The 18,492-nt window shown below is 48.6% G+C and carries 25 protein-coding genes and 1 pseudogene; 10 read left to right on the plus strand and 16 right to left on the minus strand.

Features of this window, described 5'->3' with window-relative positions; translation table 11 throughout:
* Positions 1–325 precede the first annotated feature (325 nt).
* The 13 genes from VF709_RS00135 to VF709_RS00195 form a co-directional block, all read right to left on the minus strand.
* On the minus strand, positions 326–1,159 hold the full coding sequence (locus tag VF709_RS00135; protein ID WP_440230617.1) for an antitermination protein Q: 834 nt from the start codon (positions 1,157–1,159) through the stop codon (positions 326–328).
* Positions 1,156–1,518 carry a crossover junction endodeoxyribonuclease RusA gene (gene rusA, locus VF709_RS00140; protein WP_127732789.1) on the minus strand — a complete coding sequence of 121 codons (363 nt, stop codon included), beginning with the start codon at positions 1,516–1,518 and terminating at the stop codon, positions 1,156–1,158. The genes VF709_RS00135 and rusA overlap by 4 nt, the downstream gene beginning before the upstream one ends.
* 2 nt (positions 1,519–1,520) lie before the next feature.
* Positions 1,521–1,721, minus strand: coding sequence for a hypothetical protein (locus VF709_RS00145; RefSeq protein WP_194302151.1), 201 nt, complete (start codon positions 1,719–1,721; stop codon positions 1,521–1,523).
* Between the two features lie 4 nt (positions 1,722–1,725).
* Positions 1,726–2,328, minus strand: coding sequence for a DUF1367 family protein (locus tag VF709_RS00150; RefSeq protein ID WP_440230619.1), 603 nt, complete (start codon positions 2,326–2,328; stop codon positions 1,726–1,728).
* Between the two features lie 39 nt (positions 2,329–2,367).
* Positions 2,368–2,610 carry a hypothetical protein gene (locus VF709_RS00155; protein WP_224065701.1) on the minus strand — a complete coding sequence of 81 codons (243 nt, stop codon included), beginning with the start codon at positions 2,608–2,610 and terminating at the stop codon, positions 2,368–2,370.
* 106 nt (positions 2,611–2,716) lie between these two features.
* Complete coding sequence (locus tag VF709_RS00160) at positions 2,717–2,941, minus strand: DinI family protein (RefSeq protein WP_014832176.1); 225 nt, start codon at positions 2,939–2,941, stop codon at positions 2,717–2,719.
* 366 nt (positions 2,942–3,307) lie between these two features.
* The gene (locus VF709_RS00165; RefSeq protein WP_048254464.1) at positions 3,308–3,757 is read right to left on the minus strand and encodes a VOC family protein; all 450 of its coding nucleotides are present in this window, start codon (positions 3,755–3,757) and stop codon (positions 3,308–3,310) included.
* A gap of 383 nt (positions 3,758–4,140) precedes the next feature.
* Positions 4,141–4,359 carry a hypothetical protein gene (locus tag VF709_RS00170; protein WP_014832178.1) on the minus strand — a complete coding sequence of 73 codons (219 nt, stop codon included), beginning with the start codon at positions 4,357–4,359 and terminating at the stop codon, positions 4,141–4,143.
* Positions 4,360–4,662: 303 nt separating this feature from the next.
* Positions 4,663–5,112, minus strand: coding sequence for a carboxymuconolactone decarboxylase family protein (locus VF709_RS00175; protein WP_440230620.1), 450 nt, complete (start codon positions 5,110–5,112; stop codon positions 4,663–4,665).
* 276 nt (positions 5,113–5,388) lie between these two features.
* Positions 5,389–6,075 carry a replication protein P gene (locus tag VF709_RS00180; RefSeq protein WP_440230621.1) on the minus strand — a complete coding sequence of 229 codons (687 nt, stop codon included), beginning with the start codon at positions 6,073–6,075 and terminating at the stop codon, positions 5,389–5,391.
* The gene (locus tag VF709_RS00185; RefSeq protein WP_440230622.1) at positions 6,072–6,989 is read right to left on the minus strand and encodes a replication protein; all 918 of its coding nucleotides are present in this window, start codon (positions 6,987–6,989) and stop codon (positions 6,072–6,074) included. Before VF709_RS00185 ends, VF709_RS00180 begins: the two co-directional genes overlap by 4 nt.
* Before the next feature lie 84 nt (positions 6,990–7,073).
* A complete protein-coding gene (locus VF709_RS00190) occupies positions 7,074–7,625 on the minus strand; it encodes a toxin YdaT family protein (protein ID WP_440230623.1) in 552 nt (183 codons plus the stop codon).
* Positions 7,626–7,627: 2 nt separating this feature from the next.
* Entirely contained in the window at positions 7,628–7,855 is a 228-nt protein-coding gene (locus VF709_RS00195) for a transcriptional regulator (RefSeq protein ID WP_046887735.1), read from the minus strand.
* Positions 7,856–7,927: 72 nt separating this feature from the next.
* On the opposite strand from VF709_RS00195, the gene VF709_RS00200 reads away from it, so the two are divergent.
* The 5 genes and pseudogenes from VF709_RS00200 to VF709_RS00220 all read left to right on the plus strand — a co-directional run bounded on the left by VF709_RS00200 (position 7,928) and on the right by VF709_RS00220 (position 10,534).
* Positions 7,928–8,338: a helix-turn-helix domain-containing protein gene (locus tag VF709_RS00200; RefSeq protein WP_063149580.1), complete on the plus strand. Its 411-nt coding sequence runs from the start codon at positions 7,928–7,930 to the stop codon at positions 8,336–8,338.
* A 67-nt stretch (positions 8,339–8,405) separates the two neighbouring features.
* Positions 8,406–9,467, plus strand: a complete 1,062-nt coding sequence (locus VF709_RS00205; RefSeq protein WP_440230624.1) for an N-acetyltransferase — start codon at positions 8,406–8,408, stop codon at positions 9,465–9,467.
* Positions 9,445–9,822: an ASCH domain-containing protein gene (locus VF709_RS00210; RefSeq protein ID WP_046887732.1), complete on the plus strand. Its 378-nt coding sequence runs from the start codon at positions 9,445–9,447 to the stop codon at positions 9,820–9,822. The genes VF709_RS00205 and VF709_RS00210 overlap by 23 nt, the downstream gene beginning before the upstream one ends.
* 333 nt (positions 9,823–10,155) lie before the next feature.
* Positions 10,156–10,242, plus strand: a pseudogene (locus VF709_RS00215) (hypothetical protein); the annotation flags it as partial.
* 49 nt (positions 10,243–10,291) lie between these two features.
* Positions 10,292–10,534, plus strand: a complete 243-nt coding sequence (locus VF709_RS00220; RefSeq protein ID WP_323283236.1) for a DUF4060 family protein — start codon at positions 10,292–10,294, stop codon at positions 10,532–10,534.
* Positions 10,535–10,755: 221 nt separating this feature from the next.
* On the opposite strand, the gene VF709_RS00225 is transcribed toward VF709_RS00220, so the two are convergent.
* On the minus strand, positions 10,756–11,985 hold the full coding sequence (locus tag VF709_RS00225; protein WP_440231014.1) for a tyrosine-type recombinase/integrase: 1,230 nt from the start codon (positions 11,983–11,985) through the stop codon (positions 10,756–10,758).
* A gap of 134 nt (positions 11,986–12,119) precedes the next feature.
* On the opposite strand from VF709_RS00225, the gene sapC reads away from it, so the two are divergent.
* The 4 genes from sapC (at position 12,120) to VF709_RS00245 (ending at position 15,922) form a co-directional block, all read left to right on the plus strand.
* Positions 12,120–13,010 (plus strand): putrescine export ABC transporter permease SapC, encoded by an 891-nt coding sequence (sapC, locus tag VF709_RS00230; RefSeq protein ID WP_038419668.1) that lies wholly within the window; start codon positions 12,120–12,122, stop codon positions 13,008–13,010.
* The gene (gene sapD / locus VF709_RS00235; protein ID WP_013096394.1) at positions 13,010–14,002 is read left to right on the plus strand and encodes a peptide ABC transporter ATP-binding protein SapD; all 993 of its coding nucleotides are present in this window, start codon (positions 13,010–13,012) and stop codon (positions 14,000–14,002) included. Before sapC ends, sapD begins: the two co-directional genes overlap by 1 nt.
* Position 14,003: 1 nt before the next feature.
* Positions 14,004–14,810, plus strand: coding sequence for a putrescine export ABC transporter ATP-binding protein SapF (gene sapF, locus VF709_RS00240; RefSeq protein WP_013096393.1), 807 nt, complete (start codon positions 14,004–14,006; stop codon positions 14,808–14,810).
* Positions 14,811–15,007: 197 nt separating this feature from the next.
* Positions 15,008–15,922: an ATP-grasp fold amidoligase family protein gene (locus VF709_RS00245; protein WP_149896345.1), complete on the plus strand. Its 915-nt coding sequence runs from the start codon at positions 15,008–15,010 to the stop codon at positions 15,920–15,922.
* A 12-nt stretch (positions 15,923–15,934) separates the two neighbouring features.
* Here VF709_RS00245 and VF709_RS00250 read toward each other — a convergent pair whose 3' ends face one another.
* Positions 15,935–17,002 (minus strand): ATP-binding protein, encoded by a 1,068-nt coding sequence (locus VF709_RS00250; protein WP_029883563.1) that lies wholly within the window; start codon positions 17,000–17,002, stop codon positions 15,935–15,937.
* Positions 16,999–17,703, minus strand: a complete 705-nt coding sequence (locus VF709_RS00255) for a response regulator (RefSeq protein ID WP_020690953.1) — start codon at positions 17,701–17,703, stop codon at positions 16,999–17,001. The genes VF709_RS00250 and VF709_RS00255 overlap by 4 nt, the downstream gene beginning before the upstream one ends.
* Before the next feature lie 314 nt (positions 17,704–18,017).
* On the opposite strand from VF709_RS00255, the gene crrC reads away from it, so the two are divergent.
* Positions 18,018–18,404 carry a colistin resistant protein CrrC gene (gene crrC / locus VF709_RS00260; protein ID WP_044158342.1) on the plus strand — a complete coding sequence of 129 codons (387 nt, stop codon included), beginning with the start codon at positions 18,018–18,020 and terminating at the stop codon, positions 18,402–18,404.
* Positions 18,405–18,492: the final 88 nt, after the last annotated feature.

Below are 18,492 nucleotides of genomic sequence, written 5' to 3' on the forward strand. Positions count from 1 at the left end.
GATTTGTATAAACAATCCAAAAACAATAATGGCGACCAGATAGAGTACAAATCCTCGTTTTTGCATGACACTAACCTCGATGGTAGTTAAGAGGTAGTCATTGTCTCATTTTGAATCTAGATACTTATTCGTATAGCTATGCTTTTTTACGTCTATTCAGGTTGATTTTTGAGAGTGACGAGAACATTTGGGTAATGCCATGCTTAGCTTATAAAAAAGCCCCGCGGTGTTAACCGCAGGGCTTTAAACGAAGGCAATAACCCATCGTTAGAGCAAAACTACCACAGATTCGGGAAAAGTAAATAGCTCACGATAAAATAACGCCCTATTTTGTTATCTGATTAAGTTGCTCCTCTGCCCATGCCTCTTCGATATCAAACTTGGTGATGAGTTGATCGTAAAGGGGCTTAACTGACTTCTTCCAGGTATCGAGGCTGATTTCATCCGTTATCTGGCATACCGCGGCGTAAGCCTCAGTTGATGGGATTCGTTCATACCCCCGCCCGCTGCAACGCTTGCAATCGGCCATAACCGGAACACCCTGCTGTTCTGTAAGGGCCTGATTGACGGCTTTCCCGCGTCCATGGCAATCTTTACAGGCACAACTAACGACCCTCTTACCCTTACACTGAGGGCAGAGAACGCGCGCTACCTCCCTAACCTGCCTCCGTACCTCATGCTCAGAAGGTCGAAAATCTTCGACGCCCATATTCAGAGACATCTTCACGAATCTTTTCTCTTTTGCCAGAGTGTGAGACTTCGTGCTGAAAACCTCAGCGTCTACAAACCCTTCCCCATTGCAGCCATCACACTGCTTCACGCTGGCGGCGCTGCGGGAATAATCCTCGAAAGCGAAGCTGGCCAACCGATGCATCACCAGTGGTTTAATCTCTGCATCAAGCTTCCGTAATGCCGCAACCCGATCGCACTTAGTCAGCGCGTACTGGGCCAGCAACTCAATCGCCCTCTCCCGGTCATTGTTGCTGATACCCATCTTCCCGAGAAAAGCGCTGTAACCCATGGCGGCCCGTTCCTGCGTCATGCCCATCGCAGCCATAATATCCGAACCGGTTAATGCATCTGATGCCGTAGCACGAGGAGAGTCGCTAATCATCGTCGATTTGGCGAAGTGATATTTGAGGGTGTTTTCAAGATTCATGCGGTCTCCAGCTCGGTAATGGTGAGTTCTAACTTTCCGCCCTTAACGACAGGCATTTTCACAACGCGGTAGTCAATAACCTGGCAGTCGTCCAGCCAGAACCCCGCCTTGGTTAAAGCGTCGAATGCAGCCTTCTGCAGGTTATCCAGATCACGGCGCCGGCGGTCGGGCATGTGACAATCGATACGGATTTTGAGTGGTGCGGCCGTCCGGATATTAAGCCGGGCGCTTCGAATGACACTGGCAACCGCGTAGCGGTACGCTACGCCATCAGCGCTAATGTGCGTGCGCCCGCGGTTGTGCCGGTAATACCGGTTATTGCTCGGCGGCCAGGGCAAAGTGATTTGATATGTCTTCACGTTTACCCCCACATCCGGTTTCGCCAGCGGCTATCCGGGCGCGCTGGAGTATTTGAGGTCGGAAGGAATGCACTGACAGTCCAGGTCACATAATCCTGGTTTAGGCTGCGCTCTACTCGCACGCCGCGCGCTTTGTAACGCTTAACCAGTTCGTCGGCCTGTTCGGTGCTGCAATCGGTGTGATGGAACCATGTAAACTTCATTCCATCACCCCGCAAAGCCAAGCAGCTGAGCGGCGACATTTTCGGCCTCATCGCGACTGCAGAATGAACGGGACAGGACCCAGCGCCAGAGAACATCGAGCGCAGCTTTATAGAGTTGCTGAAACTCGAGTTCGTCCATGTTGGCAAACGAGATGCTACGAGGATGCTTTTTGAGTGTGCCGTCAGGCAGCTGAATGGCATCAAAGTGCCCTGCTTCGACGATCACCCAGGAGCGGTAAGCGTCAAAGGATTTGCACAGGCTAATGCCATTTGTGACCCGGCGGTATGCAACCTGCTCAAGATAATGCTCAGCAGCATCGATCAGCGCGCCCTCATTGCCGGCATACGAAGCTAAGAACTTGGCGTAGCCAGTAATCAGCTTCCTCTCGTTACTCGAGATAGCCCCGCCGGTTGGTTCCCAGTATTCAAAACCGAGATTGAGAAGCGCGAAAAAGCGCCGATGAAATGCCGGGTTTCGTACCCGCCTGAACTCGGCAACAAGAATATCGCCGAGCCGGGTTTTTGATTGCAGGATATCCCTGGTCTCGGGCGTAGCCGGGATCAGTATTCCTGAATGGTGTTTGATAAGTTGTAATTCTAGCGCCATGGTTCTCTCCGTGGCGCATCAGGTATAGGTTGTTCAGGCCTATGAAAGAATAATATCAGACGGTGGTGTAACTCGGTACCCCAGTCGTTTTGCAAATTGCATAAACCCGTTGAGAGTGAATATTTCTTCCTCTTCGAGCAACGGTCGTAATGAAACTATTCCATTTACTCGATAAACCAGATATCTGCCCTCAGCCGGGAAGCTATAGATAACTGCTTTATCGGCCCTTCTGACCACGTCGTACCATTGATCATCTGCATTAAAGGCATCTGCACTACACACTATTTCCCCCAGAGCGACTTATTGACGCGGTAAACAGTAATCGGGAACAGCCAGGGGAACGCAAACAGCGATACTCTTTGAAACTGCTCCAGTGAAATTCACGCGATTAATAAAACCACTCGTCGGCGCTTTCCCAGGTCTCCTGCACGATTTGCTCAACCTCTTTCTTGTCGCCCCCGAAAACACTCAGACCATCATTGCTGGCACGCTTGATCGTTAGCTGACAATTATCAAACTGCTTGCTGAGCCTTTTGAGCAGTTCTGACTCTAGTGCAGGTATAGCTCCATCAGGAAGTTTCTTCATGCGATCAATGGCTAACTCGATTTTCATTTTTCCCTCCGCAATGAACACCTGTATGCATATACAGTATATTTATAAACGTATCTTACGGATTTTGCAACGATTAAAGAGTGTTAGAAGGATGGAGCGCTTCCAAGCTTGCAGGTATCGGTTTTAAGAACGATTTGGGACAGATCTCAGATTTGGTGGTCTACACAATAGTTATGTTGAATAGATTTCAGAGGAGTTTAGTGCAGTTTCACTACTAAATTGTGGTTTCGATATGAGATTTATAAAATGAAAATTCGTAAAGGCTATTATGGAGCTTGCTGTTACTAAGCAACAAATTTGTCAGCAAGCTCTAAAACGACATGAAACATTACCAGTGCGTAATGTAATCCAACCGGTTATCGAAATTTACTGAGATGCAGGCACTTTATCATCCTGACGGAAAGCCTCGATCCCGACTTTCTGACCATAAGAAAGTTCAAGTGTGTTACCATCAGGATCAGCGAAGAAGACATAATAACCTACCGGTTCGCCTGCCTGAACCGGTTCTTTTCGCAAGATGCCTTCCATTCTGGCCATCGCTACCTTATTGTCGATTTCTTCAATGCTTGAACAAGCTACTCCCAAGTGACCGAAATTACCCAGAGGGGTGTCAGTCACAGCATCAACCTGGACAAGGACAAGTGCAAAAGGGCGAGTTCGGTCACTTAACCACGCGACTTTACGTACCTCCGGAAGATCAGGCTCTCGCCTGTGTACGATTTCCATGCCAGCATAACGGCTATAGAAATCAATACTTTTTTCCAAATTTCTAACAACAAACGCAACGTGCGTAAAACCTACATCAATATCTTTCATTAGGCTAATCCTTTGACTATCTCCAGAGTCGCCATCTTAAAAACTCAAGTTAACTTGAGGTCAAGAGCCTTTCAATCTATGCTTTTGCTGGATTTCTTGCACGTATTGTTCAATGCCGTTCAGGGTTGCGGCGTATGCTAACTCCAGCTAAATGAAGATTTAGCCTGCTACGCAAAGAAGAAAGAACTCAGTTGAGATGCGGTAAACGGAGCAGGCTTAAATAGTTGGTCTCATTTTCGCTCACACATCCCCATACCCTCCTACCAGCTTTCATCCAATCATATTTGGCTTTTAAAGCTCAGCTGGTATCGAGCAGTCAGCGATACTTGCGCAGCAAACGTGCCGCGCATATACAGTGCTGGCTTACCTTTTATCAAACGTGCTCACGCCTGCATACCCTTCCCCCTTGCGATGTTAATTCTGTCAATGCATTCCCTTAATGCTTTGACTTGCTCAGGGGTAAGTTCAGATTCATCGATTGTGGCCAGAAGAGCGTTGAGGGAGCGCTCAATATCGTTTTTAGTCAACCGTAAACAGATAACCTTAACCCAACGTGGCGAGAACTTGCTGAGGCCGATTGCTCTTGTGATGCGTAGTTTCATGAGATGCCTCTTAACCGCCAGTGGTGGCGATTTCAAACTCGCTTATAACACACGTGGAGAAGACTTATGTGATTATTTCGCCATAGAAATTTCTAAGGGTCGTTTCACTTGAGGACAACCAGGCTTTCAGTAAACGCCTAAATTGGTTTTCCAGCATGTCACACAAGCGCCTCGTCATAACCCGATGCGGCTTATCAAGTGAAGGTAGTTTTTACGGTCATGCACAGGCTGGGATGTCATTTGTGTGCCAGAAGCAGACTTTAATATAGCTCCAGAGTCCCTTATGGGAGCTATTTACATCTGTCAAGCTTTAGCAAGCGGCTTCATTCGAAAACTAATACCCATACGATTAATGGCATTCATGGTGGCAATAACAATGGTAAGTTCAACCAAATCTTTTTCACCGAATACAGAAAGCGCTACGGAATATGCTTCATCGGAAGCATGTGTTTCACTAACACGGGTAACTTCTTCCGCCCATGAGAGGGCAGCTTGCTCTATATCCGAGAATAAATAGGTAGCTTCTCGCCAGACAGGCACCAATACAATCTTTTCGACGGACATGCCACTCTTGATAAGATCGCGAGTATGTATATCTATGCAGTGCGCACAACCATTGATCTGGGAAACTCTTAAAAAAATTAAATGGATCAGCTCGGCAGGTAAACCTGTACCAGTAGTGGCGTAATGATGGAGCGCTGCTATAGCCTTGCCACCTTTATCGGAAACTTGAAACCAGTTTGGACGCTTCATCGTTATTTCCACCTTTTTGAGTTGTTTAAAATAAAAAGATGCCTCACAGAATCGCTACGACTGAATGACAGAATTTAAATTAGTACGTCTGCTCAGACGTTGTAATCTTAACCATTGATGTCATAGATAAAAGAGACAAAAAATGAGTAAAACGGTAGGACAATTATGGGATACCTCATGCAGTAAAACTGGATAACAATTTTTAAAAGCAATCCCTGAGTGTTGATAAAATCCACGGTAGAGTCCGCTTCTCGCTCATAACAGACCATTTCCTCACTATGCCCTGCCATCTGCTTTCATCCGCTGATATTTAGCTTTCAAAAGCTCCGCCGGTGTCGGCCCTTTCGGATCAACTGGCGCAGCCAACGCCCGACGAATAGGCGGAATCGGCTTTCCGGCCAGCACCCGCTTTTCCCACATACCCAGTATTTCTCCAGCTTCACGCTCAAGCTCTTTGTTGCTCAGTTGGCCATCAGTTCCGCGGCGACGCAGCTCAAGGCAGATGTGGTAATAAACCGGCTTCGGCCACGGATATTGCTCGCTGCTCGGGTACCGAAACACCAGCTTGCGCCACTTCCAGTATTCGGCCATCACATCAGCGACGGTGATCCCCAGCACGCAGCGCCCTTCCCTGCACCACTTGATGAACTGGCCTGGCGAAGGCAGGAATGGGCGTTCCTGACGGCGCACCATGCGCATGCCGGCTTCAACCTGCTCCAGAGTGGTGATCCCGTTTTCTTTGAAGGCCAGCACCCACTGACGGCGGATCTCGTTCACGTCTTCCTGGCTGCGATTAACCAAGCTTGCCGGGAACGCGGCTGCCAGCTGTACGAACAGCCTGTTGATAATCTGAGCCACCTGCTGCGTTTGTTCGCGTTCGGTGTACTGCTCAGGCAGGTTGTGCGCCACACGGCGAGCCTGTTCCCGGTCAAAATTGCGAATGCTCTCGGCAAGATTTTTCATTCCAGCACCCCGTCAATCCAGTCGGTGTTATGCAGGTTGATGCCGCTCCGGGATGGCTTTGCCGTTCCGGTTGCACGCAGCCGCTTCGTAGTGAGCTGATCCCACTGCTTGCGGAGACTCGAAGGGCTCAGGATGTTGTCTTTCCAGAACTCGTCCCGGTTGGCCCACTGGAACAGGTCACAGATTTCGTAGTGAGTACGCTTGTCCTGGACACGCATCAGCCTGATTGTGTTTGCCCATTCAGCCCAGTTGGGTTCAGATAGCGATGCGTTGACGGTGAGAAGCCTGTCGTAAATCCAGCGCGCGGCCTTGAGGTCGTCAGCGGATCCCCATGATTTACCTGCCGGGGTGTATATCCCGGCGGCAGCTTCTGGATGACGTGAGAGAAACTTTTGAGTTTTCTGGTTTCGGGATTCGTCAGAATTCCGAGACGAGGATATTTTAATATTGTTCTTGTTATAGTCTTGGGTGTCTACCGTTTCCGGGAAGGTTTTTCCCGTTTTCGGTAACACTTTTCCCGATTTCGGGAAGGCTTTTCCCGTTTTCGGTTTGTCTAAAATCCAGGCGGAAAGGTCAGTATTTATACCGACCGTTTTCATAACGCCCTGCTTCTGACTGAAGATAATTTTGCGTTCTGCGAGTGATTTGAGCACATCAGAAACATGCGAATCACTCAATCCTGTAAGCTCGGCGATCACCGTGTTCGTAACGCGGTCCTGCTTCTTGTTCCAGCCGTAGGTAAGCCAGATCACCGCTTCAAAACACTGCCACTCCCGGCCTGACATTCTCAGACGAGGCTTGAGCTGTTGGATCTCGTTAGCGACCTTGGTATACCCGTTCGACAGGTCGGCCATACGACCTCCCGGTTGTTCGGTTCTGTTGGGGAAATTGATAATTTCAGCTGTGTTTGACATACTTAGCTCCGCAATTACACTCCGTTTTTGCACCTGAAAGTCGGTTCTGTTCGCGCAGACCGACTTTCGCCTTTTCTGAAGTCTTCACATTGCCCCCAGCATGGTTGTGACCATCGCCAACAGCGGCGCCGTAAGGTCCGGATCGACTCTGAACATTTCGAAAATCCCCTCGCCTAACTCCTTCAGTTTTTCCTTCTTCGGTGCATCGAGCATCAGAGCTTGTTTCGCCTCACTCACCTCTTTTTCTAATCTGGCCATGCGATACGCAAACGAGTCGTTCTTTACGACGCGGTCGCGGTATCTAAGCGGCAATACAGACATGATCGCGGGCACCAACTGCTCGACGTTTCTACGGTAGGATGCGGAGTCTTCTTTGTTGTCGAGCCAGCGGAACAGCTTCACGTTCCAGACATCGGCCTGGCCTGAGAAATCCACGCCATCAATTTGAAGTTCTTCCGCCGCTTCTTGGATTTGAAGTGCTACAGCTACGCGCCCTTCTGCTGCCGCCCACGCCCGGACCGCAGAGCAGAGATCACGATGAGCAATATCCTGCGCTGTAGATTCGCTTTGATGACACGGGAATATCATTGGATTAGAGGAAGCTCTGTTACTCTGTTGAAATGAAACAGTTTGCATTGTTAAGGCTCCTGTTTAGGTAAACCGTCACTTGGGTTTGGGTAGAGATCTGGGCGCAGTTCATGGGGGGTTACGCCTGTCATTTTGAAAATTGGGAAGATATAGCTTGGCGGGACGATCCCTTGGTCACGATTTTTCCAATGACTTACAGACATACTCGTCACACCAAGCGCGATGCTGAGCTTTCTGGCAGAGCCAGCGGCTTTAATTGCTTTATCGAGTGCGGACATGTGCTTCTCCTGCTAATTGGCAGCAGAAGTAAACCACAGATTTATATTACATGCAAATCTTGGATTTATTGTGTGTATAAACCAAATATTTACAATGACTCTATGAAAAAAGAAGAACCCAACCTCGTTCTGGTTGAACGCCTTACTGAGATCAATGATCGCGGCGTTACCAAAGCAGACATGGCACGGATAGCTGGAGTCACCCCTCAGGCCGTAAATGGCTGGTTCAAAAAGGGCGTGATTAGTAAGAGATCGGCACTGGCCATAGCCGACGCTGTAGGCATCTCTGTCGCCTGGTTACTCGGTGAGGACGTTGGCGAGAAAGATGGTCTGAAGCCTGACGAAAAACGCTTGCTGGAGCTTTACCGTCAGTTACCAGAAGAAGAACAGAAAAATATGTTGCGGATTGTATCGCTACGCTTGAAGGAACTTGACGAATTGTATGCTAAGTACATGGGCCGGCGTATCAAGGGTGATGATTAACGTTCTAAATCGACATAACTCATAGATCGTTATTGGCTTACGTTTTCCGATTACACATGGAGTAAACATGGACAGCTTAAAGTATGAGAAATTTTCTGATTTTGATCACAACGACCCTTTCTTTGACTCCTTAAAAGAGGATTATAAGGAGTTTCCTGACTGGCTCAGGAAGAAAGCTGATGCAAATGAATCCGCATATGTTCTTTATGATGAGCATCGCAAAATTGAAGGATTTATGTATCTCAAAGAGAATGACGATGCCGAAGATATTAAACCCAAACTGCCTGAAGGACGCCACTTAAAGATTGGGACTTTTAAGTTTGAGTCAAAAGGTACGCTCAGAGGCCAGAGATTCTTAAAAAAGGCTTTTGACCATGCCTTCTCATCAGGTTCTGATGATATGTATGTTACTGTTTTTGATAAACACGCTCATCTTATAAAATTATTTCAGACGTACGGATTTTACGTACATGGTGAAAAAGAAACTCAAAATGGTAAAGAATATGTATATGCTCGTTCTTTACATGACGTGTACGGCGATATACTTTTAGATTATCCAAGGATATTAATCGGCGACTCCAATAAATACTTGTTAGCCATTTATCCTGAATACCATACTAGGTTATTTCCAGATTCAAAATTAATAAATGAGTCCCCTGATATCGTTAAGGATATCTCTCACGCAAACAGTATTCATAAGATCTATATTTGCGGGATGCCGACCGTAAATCGCATGGCCAAAGGTGACATCATCGTAATTTACCGCACTGGTGATGGCAATGGACCTGCACATTATCGCGCCGTTGCCACAACAATTTGCGTCGTCGAATCAGTAAGAAATATAAATGACTTTAGAGATGAAGATAGTTTTGTAGAATATTGCCTTCGCTTTAGCGTCTTTTCCGAAGAAGAACTTAGAGGTTATTATAGGGATAAGCGCTATCCATATGTAATCCGCTTTTCTTATAACATATCTTTACCGAAACGCCCTAATCGTGCTACCCTAATAGATCAGGTTGGTTTAAATGGAACTCGTGGTTTTAGATGGAGTCATTTTGAACTTACCGAAGAGCAGTTTTCCAAGATCATACAGTTAGGTCACGTAAATGAAAGTTTTATTGTCCATTAAACCAGAATTCGCTGAAAAAATTTTGGACGGGACCAAGCGATTTGAATTTCGCAAAGGGATCTTCAAAAATCAAGAAATCAGTATTGTTGTGATCTATGCGACAATGCCCCTTGGTAAAGTAGTAGGCCAATTCCAGATTGAATCGATACTTTCCGGTGAGCCTGAGTCGCTTTGGAAAGAAACAAAAAAATATGCCGGCATTTCGAAGCAGTTTTTTGATAGCTACTACTCAGGAAGAGACAAGGCGTACGCAATAAAAATCGGAGAAGTTGAGCGCTATCAAGAGCCCATTCCGATTTCAGATTTAGGGTGTAACATCAAACCACCGCAATCCTATCTTTATCTACCTGCGTGAACATTCCAAGTAACCCGGCCACCGCGCCGGGATTTTTATACCCTCACCCACCAGCTCATCCGCCAAACTAACGCCCAGAACTCCCCCGTCCCGACCTTGGCGTCGGTTTTTTTTTGCCTGCGATTCGGGAGGCGCGCCACAAAATCCAGCTATATAAACCTAAGATTTACAATCAACATTAACCATGAGTTGACATCAATATAAACCAGTGATTTAATCTAACTCACCAAGACGCACTACGAACCACCAAGGCAGGACGCCCACGAAGTAGCCGCCGACGGCATACGAAGAGTCGGATGAGGTGGAGAGATTAACGCGCATCAGGTGTAAATGTTCCGCTGGCCGGCGATAAGGCAAACGAGGGTGAGAATGATTGATTTCGCACGCAAACCAGGACGGCAGCAGGCTGTAAACCGGAATACGTGGACTAACGAGATCGGGAGGGGAAGCCCTCCCTCAAGGAGAAGAAATGCGACTGATTAATCGAGGCAGTAAGCAATCCCCTTTGGCTCGCCAGGCATGTGATGCCGCTCTCGCGAAGCACGTCGAAACTTACGGTGAATTCGCCAGACAGAAAACCAAGACCACATACACCGTAGTGGTTGATGGAATAAAGGTAACAGTGGAAGTCGTTAACCGCCGGGCCAGCTACGTTGCGACAGCCATGAATGGTGCCCGCAGGCTGCGCAATCTGCCGGGACAATGCAACTGAGAGGTGCAATATGAATGAAACAACTTATACGAATGTTGATATCTTGATCACCAGTGAAGTTTTATCAAGATACAAAATTTCGCGGAGCACGCTGTACTTTTGGAGCACCCCTTCCAGAATGCCGGCATATTTTTCACAACCATTTCCGAAGCCGAAGATAAATGGAAGCCCGAAGCGCTGGAGACTTTCAGACCTCCTGGAGTGGGAAGAAAAAGTGGGCATCAAACCAGAGGATGACCAACCAGTTTCTCCAAATGGTTCTGCCATACCGCAAGCCAATGGCGCTGATCATCAATGTAGTCATGCAGGTTATACCTCGCCATGACACCTGCCATATGATGGCCAAGCAGTTTCTCAACAACATGTGGCGGCGCACCTAATTCAGAAAGTCGCGTCGCCACGGTTCGTCGAAGGTCATGGAGGGACCACGGCTTCATTCCTGTCTTGGAGATTATTTGGGCAGAAAATAACGCAACGTTAGGCTGAAGAGGCGGCCTGTCATCCTCTGGCCCCTTATAGCGTGACAACGTAACTACATGCTTTGACATTGATGTTTCTTTATGAGATTTCATTAGCTTTATAACAGCATCCGGCAACGCTCTCCTGACGGATTTACCTGTTTTATAATCACTTGCTGGAATGGTCCATGTTTGGTCCATAAAATCGAACCATTCCCACTTTGCCGTTCTTATTTCCGTACTCCTACAACCGGTCAGAATGAGAAATTTCATGATCAGCTGTTGTCGTTCTTTCATCTCAGGCAAAGCATTCCAGACAGTTTTGATCTCCTCGTCGCTCAATCTTCGGTCTTTAACTGCCGCGGTGAGCCCCACATCAGATCGCCTGAGACTCTCAATTGGGTTTAGGTTGATTATTCCTCTGTTAGAGCAGAAACGAAAAACACGCTGCATCAACCCTAACATTTGCCCTGTAACCACCCTTCTTCCCATACCGTCGAACAGGCTAAGCCAATGCGCCTTTGTGGTCTGATCTATGATCATATTCCCCAGCACAGGATTGATATGGTTGTTGAAGTCCCGGCGGTTCACGTGGATTTTTACCAGGCCTTCAGGAACGCAGTAATGCTTTTCCCAGTAATCAAAGGCTTCTTTTACGGTAATCGCATCAGTTCTTTTCTGTTTCTCCAGTACGGTCTGTCGTCTCGGATCGAACCCCTCTTTAAGCCAGATTCTGAACTGCTGTCTACGCTCTCGCGCCTGAGCTAAGGATATGGTCGGATAATCGCCGATCGTCAATTGAGCCGCTTTTCCGTTCCATCTGTAGCGGTAAAAGAATGTTATACTGCCGGATGTAGACAATCTGACATTCAAGCCGTGAGCGTCTGAAATGACCTCGATTTTGTCTCTCTTTTTGCCAAGAGCTTTTCTCAGTTTTGTATCGGTTAGCAATGTGTACACTCCGGGAAAAGATATACACAATAGTGTACACATTTTGCGTAAATTGATAACCTTCAAATTAATGCGCGATATACAAAAATAAAGCACTTAGAGTAGGCAAGATGTTGATAATGGCGGAATTTTTCAAAAGACATAAAGCATGACAAACAAACTTAAAACGGATTCATATGCCCTACGATAGCGTATACAGTGAAAAGCGCACGCCCGGTGCGCTACGTACCGTGTGGCGTAAATTCTATGGTGACACCACGGCAATGATCGGTCTGTACGGCTGTGCCGGTCTGGTCTTGCTGTGCGTATTTGGATCGTGGTTTGCGCCGTACGGTATCGACCAGCAGTTCCTCGGCTATCAACTGTTGCCCCCGTCGTGGTCGCGCTATGGGGAAGTTTCCTTCTTCCTGGGCACCGACGATCTGGGCCGTGATGTGCTGAGCCGCCTGCTGAGCGGTGCCGCCCCAACGGTGGGTGGCGCGTTTGTGGTGACGCTTGCCGCCACAGCTTGCGGTCTGGCGCTGGGCATTTTTGCTGGCTCCACCCACGGTCTGCGCTCGGCGGTGCTGAATCACATTCTGGACACCCTGCTCTCTATCCCGTCGCTGCTGCTGGCGATCATTGTGGTGGCCTTTGCCGGGCCGCACCTGATGCATGCCATGTTTGCCGTGTGGCTGGCAATCCTGCCCCGTATCGTTCGCTCTGTGTACAGCATGGTGCATGACGAACTGGAGAAAGAGTATGTTGTTGCTGCCCGTCTGGACGGCGCCACCACGCTGAATATTCTCTGGTTTGCCGTCCTGCCGAATATCGCAGCCGGGCTGGTCACCGAGATCACCCGCGCCCTGTCGATGGCGATACTGGATATCGCTGCGCTGGGTTTCCTCGATTTGGGTGCCCAACTGCCGTCACCGGAATGGGGTGCGATGCTGGGCGATGCGCTGGAGCTTATCTACGTCGCCCCGTGGACAGTTATGTTACCGGGTGCGGCCATTATGGTCAGCGTGTTGCTGATTAACCTGCTGGGCGACGGTATTCGCCGCGCAATTAATGCGGGGGTGCAATAATGCCGCTTCTTGATATCCGCAACCTCACCATCGAGTTTAAAACCGGTGAGGGCTGGGTTAAGGCTGTCGATCGAATCAGCATTACCCTTGCTGAAGGTGAAATTCGCGGGCTGGTGGGCGAATCCGGCTCCGGGAAAAGCCTCATCGCCAAAGCCATTTGTGGTGTAGCGAAAGACAACTGGCGCGTCACCGCCGACCGCATGCGGTTTGATGATATTGACCTGCTGCGCCTCTCTCCGCGCGAGCGTCGCAAGCTGGTGGGCCATAACGTCTCGATGATTTTCCAGGAGCCACAATCCTGCCTTGACCCGTCCGAGCGCGTAGGTAAGCAGCTGATGCAGAATATCCCCGGCTGGACCTATAAAGGCCGCTGGTGGCAGCGTTTCGGCTGGCGCAAACGCCGCGCTATTGAGTTGCTGCACCGCGTCGGGATCAAAGATCATAAAGACGCAATGCGCAGTTTCCCCTACGAACTCACCGACGGTGAATGCCAGAAAGTGATGATCGCTATCGCGCTGGCCAATCAGCCGCGTCTGTTGATTGCGGATGAACCAACAAACGCGATGGAGCCGACCACGCAGGCGCAGATATTTCGTCTGCTGACGCGGCTGAATCAGAATAACAACACCACCATTTTGCTGATCAGTCACGACCTGCAAATGCTCAGCAAATGGGCGGATAAAATTGATGTGATGTACTGTGGGCAAACGGTGGAAACCGCCCCCAGTGAAGATCTGATCACCACGCCGCACCACCCCTATACGCAGGCGCTGATTCGTGCGATCCCGGATTTTGGCAGCGCCATGCCGCACAAGAGCCGTCTGAACACGCTGCCGGGTGCGATCCCGCTTCTGGAATCATTGCCGATAGGCTGTCGTCTTGGGCCACGTTGCCCGTATGCTCAGCGTAAGTGTATTGAAACGCCGCGTCTGACGGGGGCGAAAAACCATCTTTACGCCTGTCATTTCCCGCTGAACATGGAGAGAGAGTGAAATGGTCGAAACCTTACTGGAAGTACGCAACCTGAGTAAGACCTTTCGCTACCGCACCGGGCTGTTCCATCGCCAGACCGTGGAAGCGGTGAAACCGCTGAGCTTTACGCTGCGCGAAAAGCAGACGCTGGCAATTATTGGCGAGAATGGTTCCGGCAAATCCACGCTGGCTAAGATGCTGGCGGGCATGGTTGAGCCAAGCGGCGGTGAAGTGCTGATTGACGATCATCCGCTGGCATTCGGCGATTACTCCTTCCGCAGCCAGCGCATCCGTATGATCTTCCAGGATCCCTCCACCTCGCTCAATCCGCGCCAGCGTATTTCGCAGATCCTGGATTTCCCGCTGCGGCTGAATACCGATCTGGAGCCTGACGCTCGCCGTAAACGTATCTTTGAGACCCTGCGTATGGTCGGACTGCTGCCCGATCACGAAAGTTACTATCCGCATATGCTGGCTCCGGGACAAAAGCAGCGTCTGGGGCTGGCGCGCGCCCTGATTTTGCGCCCGAAGGTGATTATTGCTGACGAAGCCCTCGCCTCACTGGATATGTCGATGCGTTCGCAGTTAATTAACCTGATGCTGGAACTGCAGGAAAAACAGGGGATCTCTTATATCTACGTGACCCAACATCTTGGCATGATGAAACACATCAGCGACCAGGTGATGGTCATGCATCAGGGAGAAGTTGTCGAGCGCGGCAGCACGGCGGATGTGCTGGCTTCCCCACTCCACGATTTAACAAAACGCCTGATTGCCGGACATTTTGGTGAAGCGCTAACTGCTGATGCATGGAGAAAGGATCGGTAACCGCCCGTCAGGCGTCTCACGCGACAGCGAATATTTCGACTCAGGACTTCAAAGGATTAAACAGGTCGTTTAATCCTTTTATTTTGCGTTGCACATCGCCATCCGCTTTATAAGCGGCTCTCCATTTTTCCTCCATACTCCAGGCAATAAGAATCAATCCTTCTCCTTCAGAATATGCAGATATTTCGGAGGAAAGAATGAACAAAACCACATATTATTTAAAACACCTTGAGTATCTGTTCAGGAAGTGTCGGTCTTATTTAATATCAGACATTAACTTTCATCTGTCCCGTCTCAAAGCAACCCACGGCGACACATTTGATATAAAATCACCTGCTACCCTGAACGAAAAAATTTGTCATCGTCTGGTCTATGACCATAATGCGCATTATACGATGCTGGCGGATAAACTGGCTGTGCGGGAATATGTCCTGTCGAGAACGCAACGTCTAAAAATCGTTCCATTGATTGGCGTATACCGTCGCGTTGAGCACATCGACATGACGAAACTGCCGCATAAATTTGTGTTAAAGTGCAACCATGACAGTGGAAGCGCGATCATATGCACAAACAAAGCTGAATTTGACCTTAAAAAATCGCAAAACAAGCTTCGGCTGGCATTAAAGAGAAATCTATATTACACCACACGGGAATGGCAATATAAAAACATCCCTCCTGTTATTCTGTGCGAGAAGTATATCGATCTCTTTAATGACGCGGACAAAAACACAACACCCGAAATGTTGAGGATTCATTGTTTCCACGGTGTCGCGCAGTTTATGGAAGCTGATTTCACTGATGAAAACGGCAATGGTTTTATCAACGTTTACGATCGCCACTGGCAGTTGCTGCCTTTCCAGATGGAATATCCCAACACTCCGCAGGACATACCCAAGCCCGCCTCTTATCAGGAAGCGCTGCTGGCGGCGCAAGAGCTGGCCCTGGGGATTGACTATTGCCGTGTCGACCTCATGCTAACCCGGGACGAGATCTACTTCAGCGAGATAACGTTAAGCCCGAAACGGGGCAAACTGGCTATCACGCCGCCGGAATGGGATGCCAGGTTAGGTGAAATGTGGCAAATGACGCCCGTCGCAAACAGGCTCATTTGAGCCTGTACGCAGTTACGACGCGTTCGGCCAGGTTAATTTGAAGAGGGAGTGGTTTTGCTTCGTCAATACATAGGTGACATCGCCACCGTGCGCAGACATGATGGCTTTGACCACCGACAGCCCTAAACCACACCCTTCAGGATTCAATTGTCTTGCCCCTTTATCCCGCTGAAAGGGCTGGAAGAGAAAATCATGAAATTCGCGCGGAATGCCCGGCCCTTCGTCCTGAATCAGAATGTAATTTTCTCTGCCAAACACGCCATTTTTTACGATGAGTTTGCGTGATGTCGAATAATGCAGCGCATTGTCGAACAGCACGGTTAAGCACTGATTAATACGTAGCGGATCGCAGAGACACCGCTGGGCTTTAAGTTCGGTACGAAGAGTAAATTGCTTACGCTCAAACTCGGGTCTGAAGGTTTCCAGCGCCGTTTCGAGGGTTTCCTTCAGATCGATTTCACTCTTGTATAACGTATAACCGGCACCGCCGTCTGAGCTGACAACCCGGAGATCTTCTATCAGCCGCGCCAACCCTTCGGTTTGTTTAAGCAGGTTATTAAACAGAACGGGTTCAGGCGTAAAAACACCGTCGACGAGCCCCTGAAGCCGCCCGCGTAAAATCGTGACGGGTGTTCTCAGCTCATGCGCAATCGCCGCATTCCAGGATTTACGTTGACTGTCCAGCGTCTGTAATTTTTCAGCCATTTCGTTGAAGTCGTTGACGAGATGATTTATCTCGCCAAGCCGGGAACTGGCGCACCAGGCCCTGGCATCCAACTCGCCCTGCGAGATGCGTTTCAGGCTTGTGGCAACCGCGTTTAATGGCGTGAGGATGCGCGATGACAGCTTTACGGTTAAAAAGAGGGAAATCATCACACTGATTGCAGAGACCGTCACGATCCACACCCAGTCCCACATCGTCATATTTTCATCGTTACCGGCCGCTACGCCGCCCGGAAGGTAATCGAGTACGAAGCTGTAAAACAGCCAGGACCCCAGGATAGCGATGGCGATAATCATCAATGCCAGCGTTAACATGTAGGTCAGAATCTGGCGGCTCAGAACAGATTCTCTGCTCATTTCTTTTCTCCCAGCCGGTAGCCCATTCCTCTAATGCTTTCTGGCACACCATGAAGACCTGCAAGCTCCAGTTTTTTACGCAGTTTGCTCATGTGGCTGTCGACCGTTCTGTCTAAGGTATCGCCTTCCGGCAGGCAGGCGTTGAGTAATTCCTCACGAGAGCAGACCTTTCTTGGGTTCCTGACCAGGTAAGTCAGCAATTTAAATTCTGTGGTGGTCAATACCGGGCAAACCACCTCTTCCCCCACCGTAACTTCTATATAGAAATCATCCGGGTAGACTGTGATGAAGGGCGTCCTGAGCGGCATTGCAGCCACCTGTTGAACGTGAGCCTTCGTCCTGCGCAGTACGGCTTCGACTCGCGCGACAACTTCAGAGGGATTGAAAGGCTTGATCACGTAGTCGTCAGCGCCCAGGCGCAATCCCATCAGTTTATCAACATCCTGATCGAGGGCGGTGACCATAATAACAGGCACCGTACTCTCCCGGCGCAGCGTGGTAAGAACGCTCCAACCATCAAATACCGGCAACTGGATATCCAGCAAAATGAGATCCGGTTTATGCAGACGCGTCAGGTTTATCGCCTGCTCACCATCAGTTGCCCTTAACGTTTTCATCCCAGCCCGCTGCAGGTAGCTCATCAGTATATCGGCGATTTCATCTTCATCTTCGGCGACAAGGATTAAATTATTTTTGTACATTTTATCTCCACAGGAACTGAAAGCGTCTCTATTATGTTGAGAAAATACGCTATACGTCATTTTATAAAAGTCTAAGACCCACGCACGACAAAAAAGTGCCGTTGGGCGACGACTTTTTATAAACATTTCTGCCACAACCGAACCCCTTAGGTTATTTTCTCCACACTTCCTCCACATTTCGGAAATAAATACTCCATATACAGACGTAATCTTTTTTATTCAGAAAAAAAACGACCAAAGAGAATAAACCGTTGAACTTCTCGCACGCACCCCGGTCTATCAATTGCTTTCATTAATACCCGAAGACACTCACCATGAATATTAATAGATATGTCTCACCTGCTAACATTGGCACGTCATGTTTGTTTCTTATTGTATCGTGGGGATTATTGCATCTTTGGATGATCCTGATACATGAAGTCGATGAAAAAGTGGCGGCAACCATTATCTCCTCACCTGTTATTTATGGTTGTATCGCAGCGACATCGTTTTTTCTTGCGATTCAACATAAAGGAGGCGGATTGACGGAACTCCTTGTCATGGCCCTGTGCCTGGCATTGATTTTTATCTACCTGATCATCATTTTCAGTATTTTGTTAAACATCGCACCTGATATTGCCGATCTGGTGTTTTACTGCGAATGTTTTCTCATTATATTTTTTGTTGGCTCACCCATTTATCTCATGTTAAGGATGATTTAAGTTTACTGTCTCCATATAACCTCCACAAATCGCACATCAGTACTAAACATGCGCTGTATAAAGTAACGGTTAATGGATAAATTCCTGA

Origin of the sequence: Enterobacter sp. Lyrl_3 (genome assembly GCF_051948675.1) — a bacterium.
Classification (GTDB): domain Bacteria; phylum Pseudomonadota; class Gammaproteobacteria; order Enterobacterales; family Enterobacteriaceae; genus Enterobacter; species Enterobacter cloacae.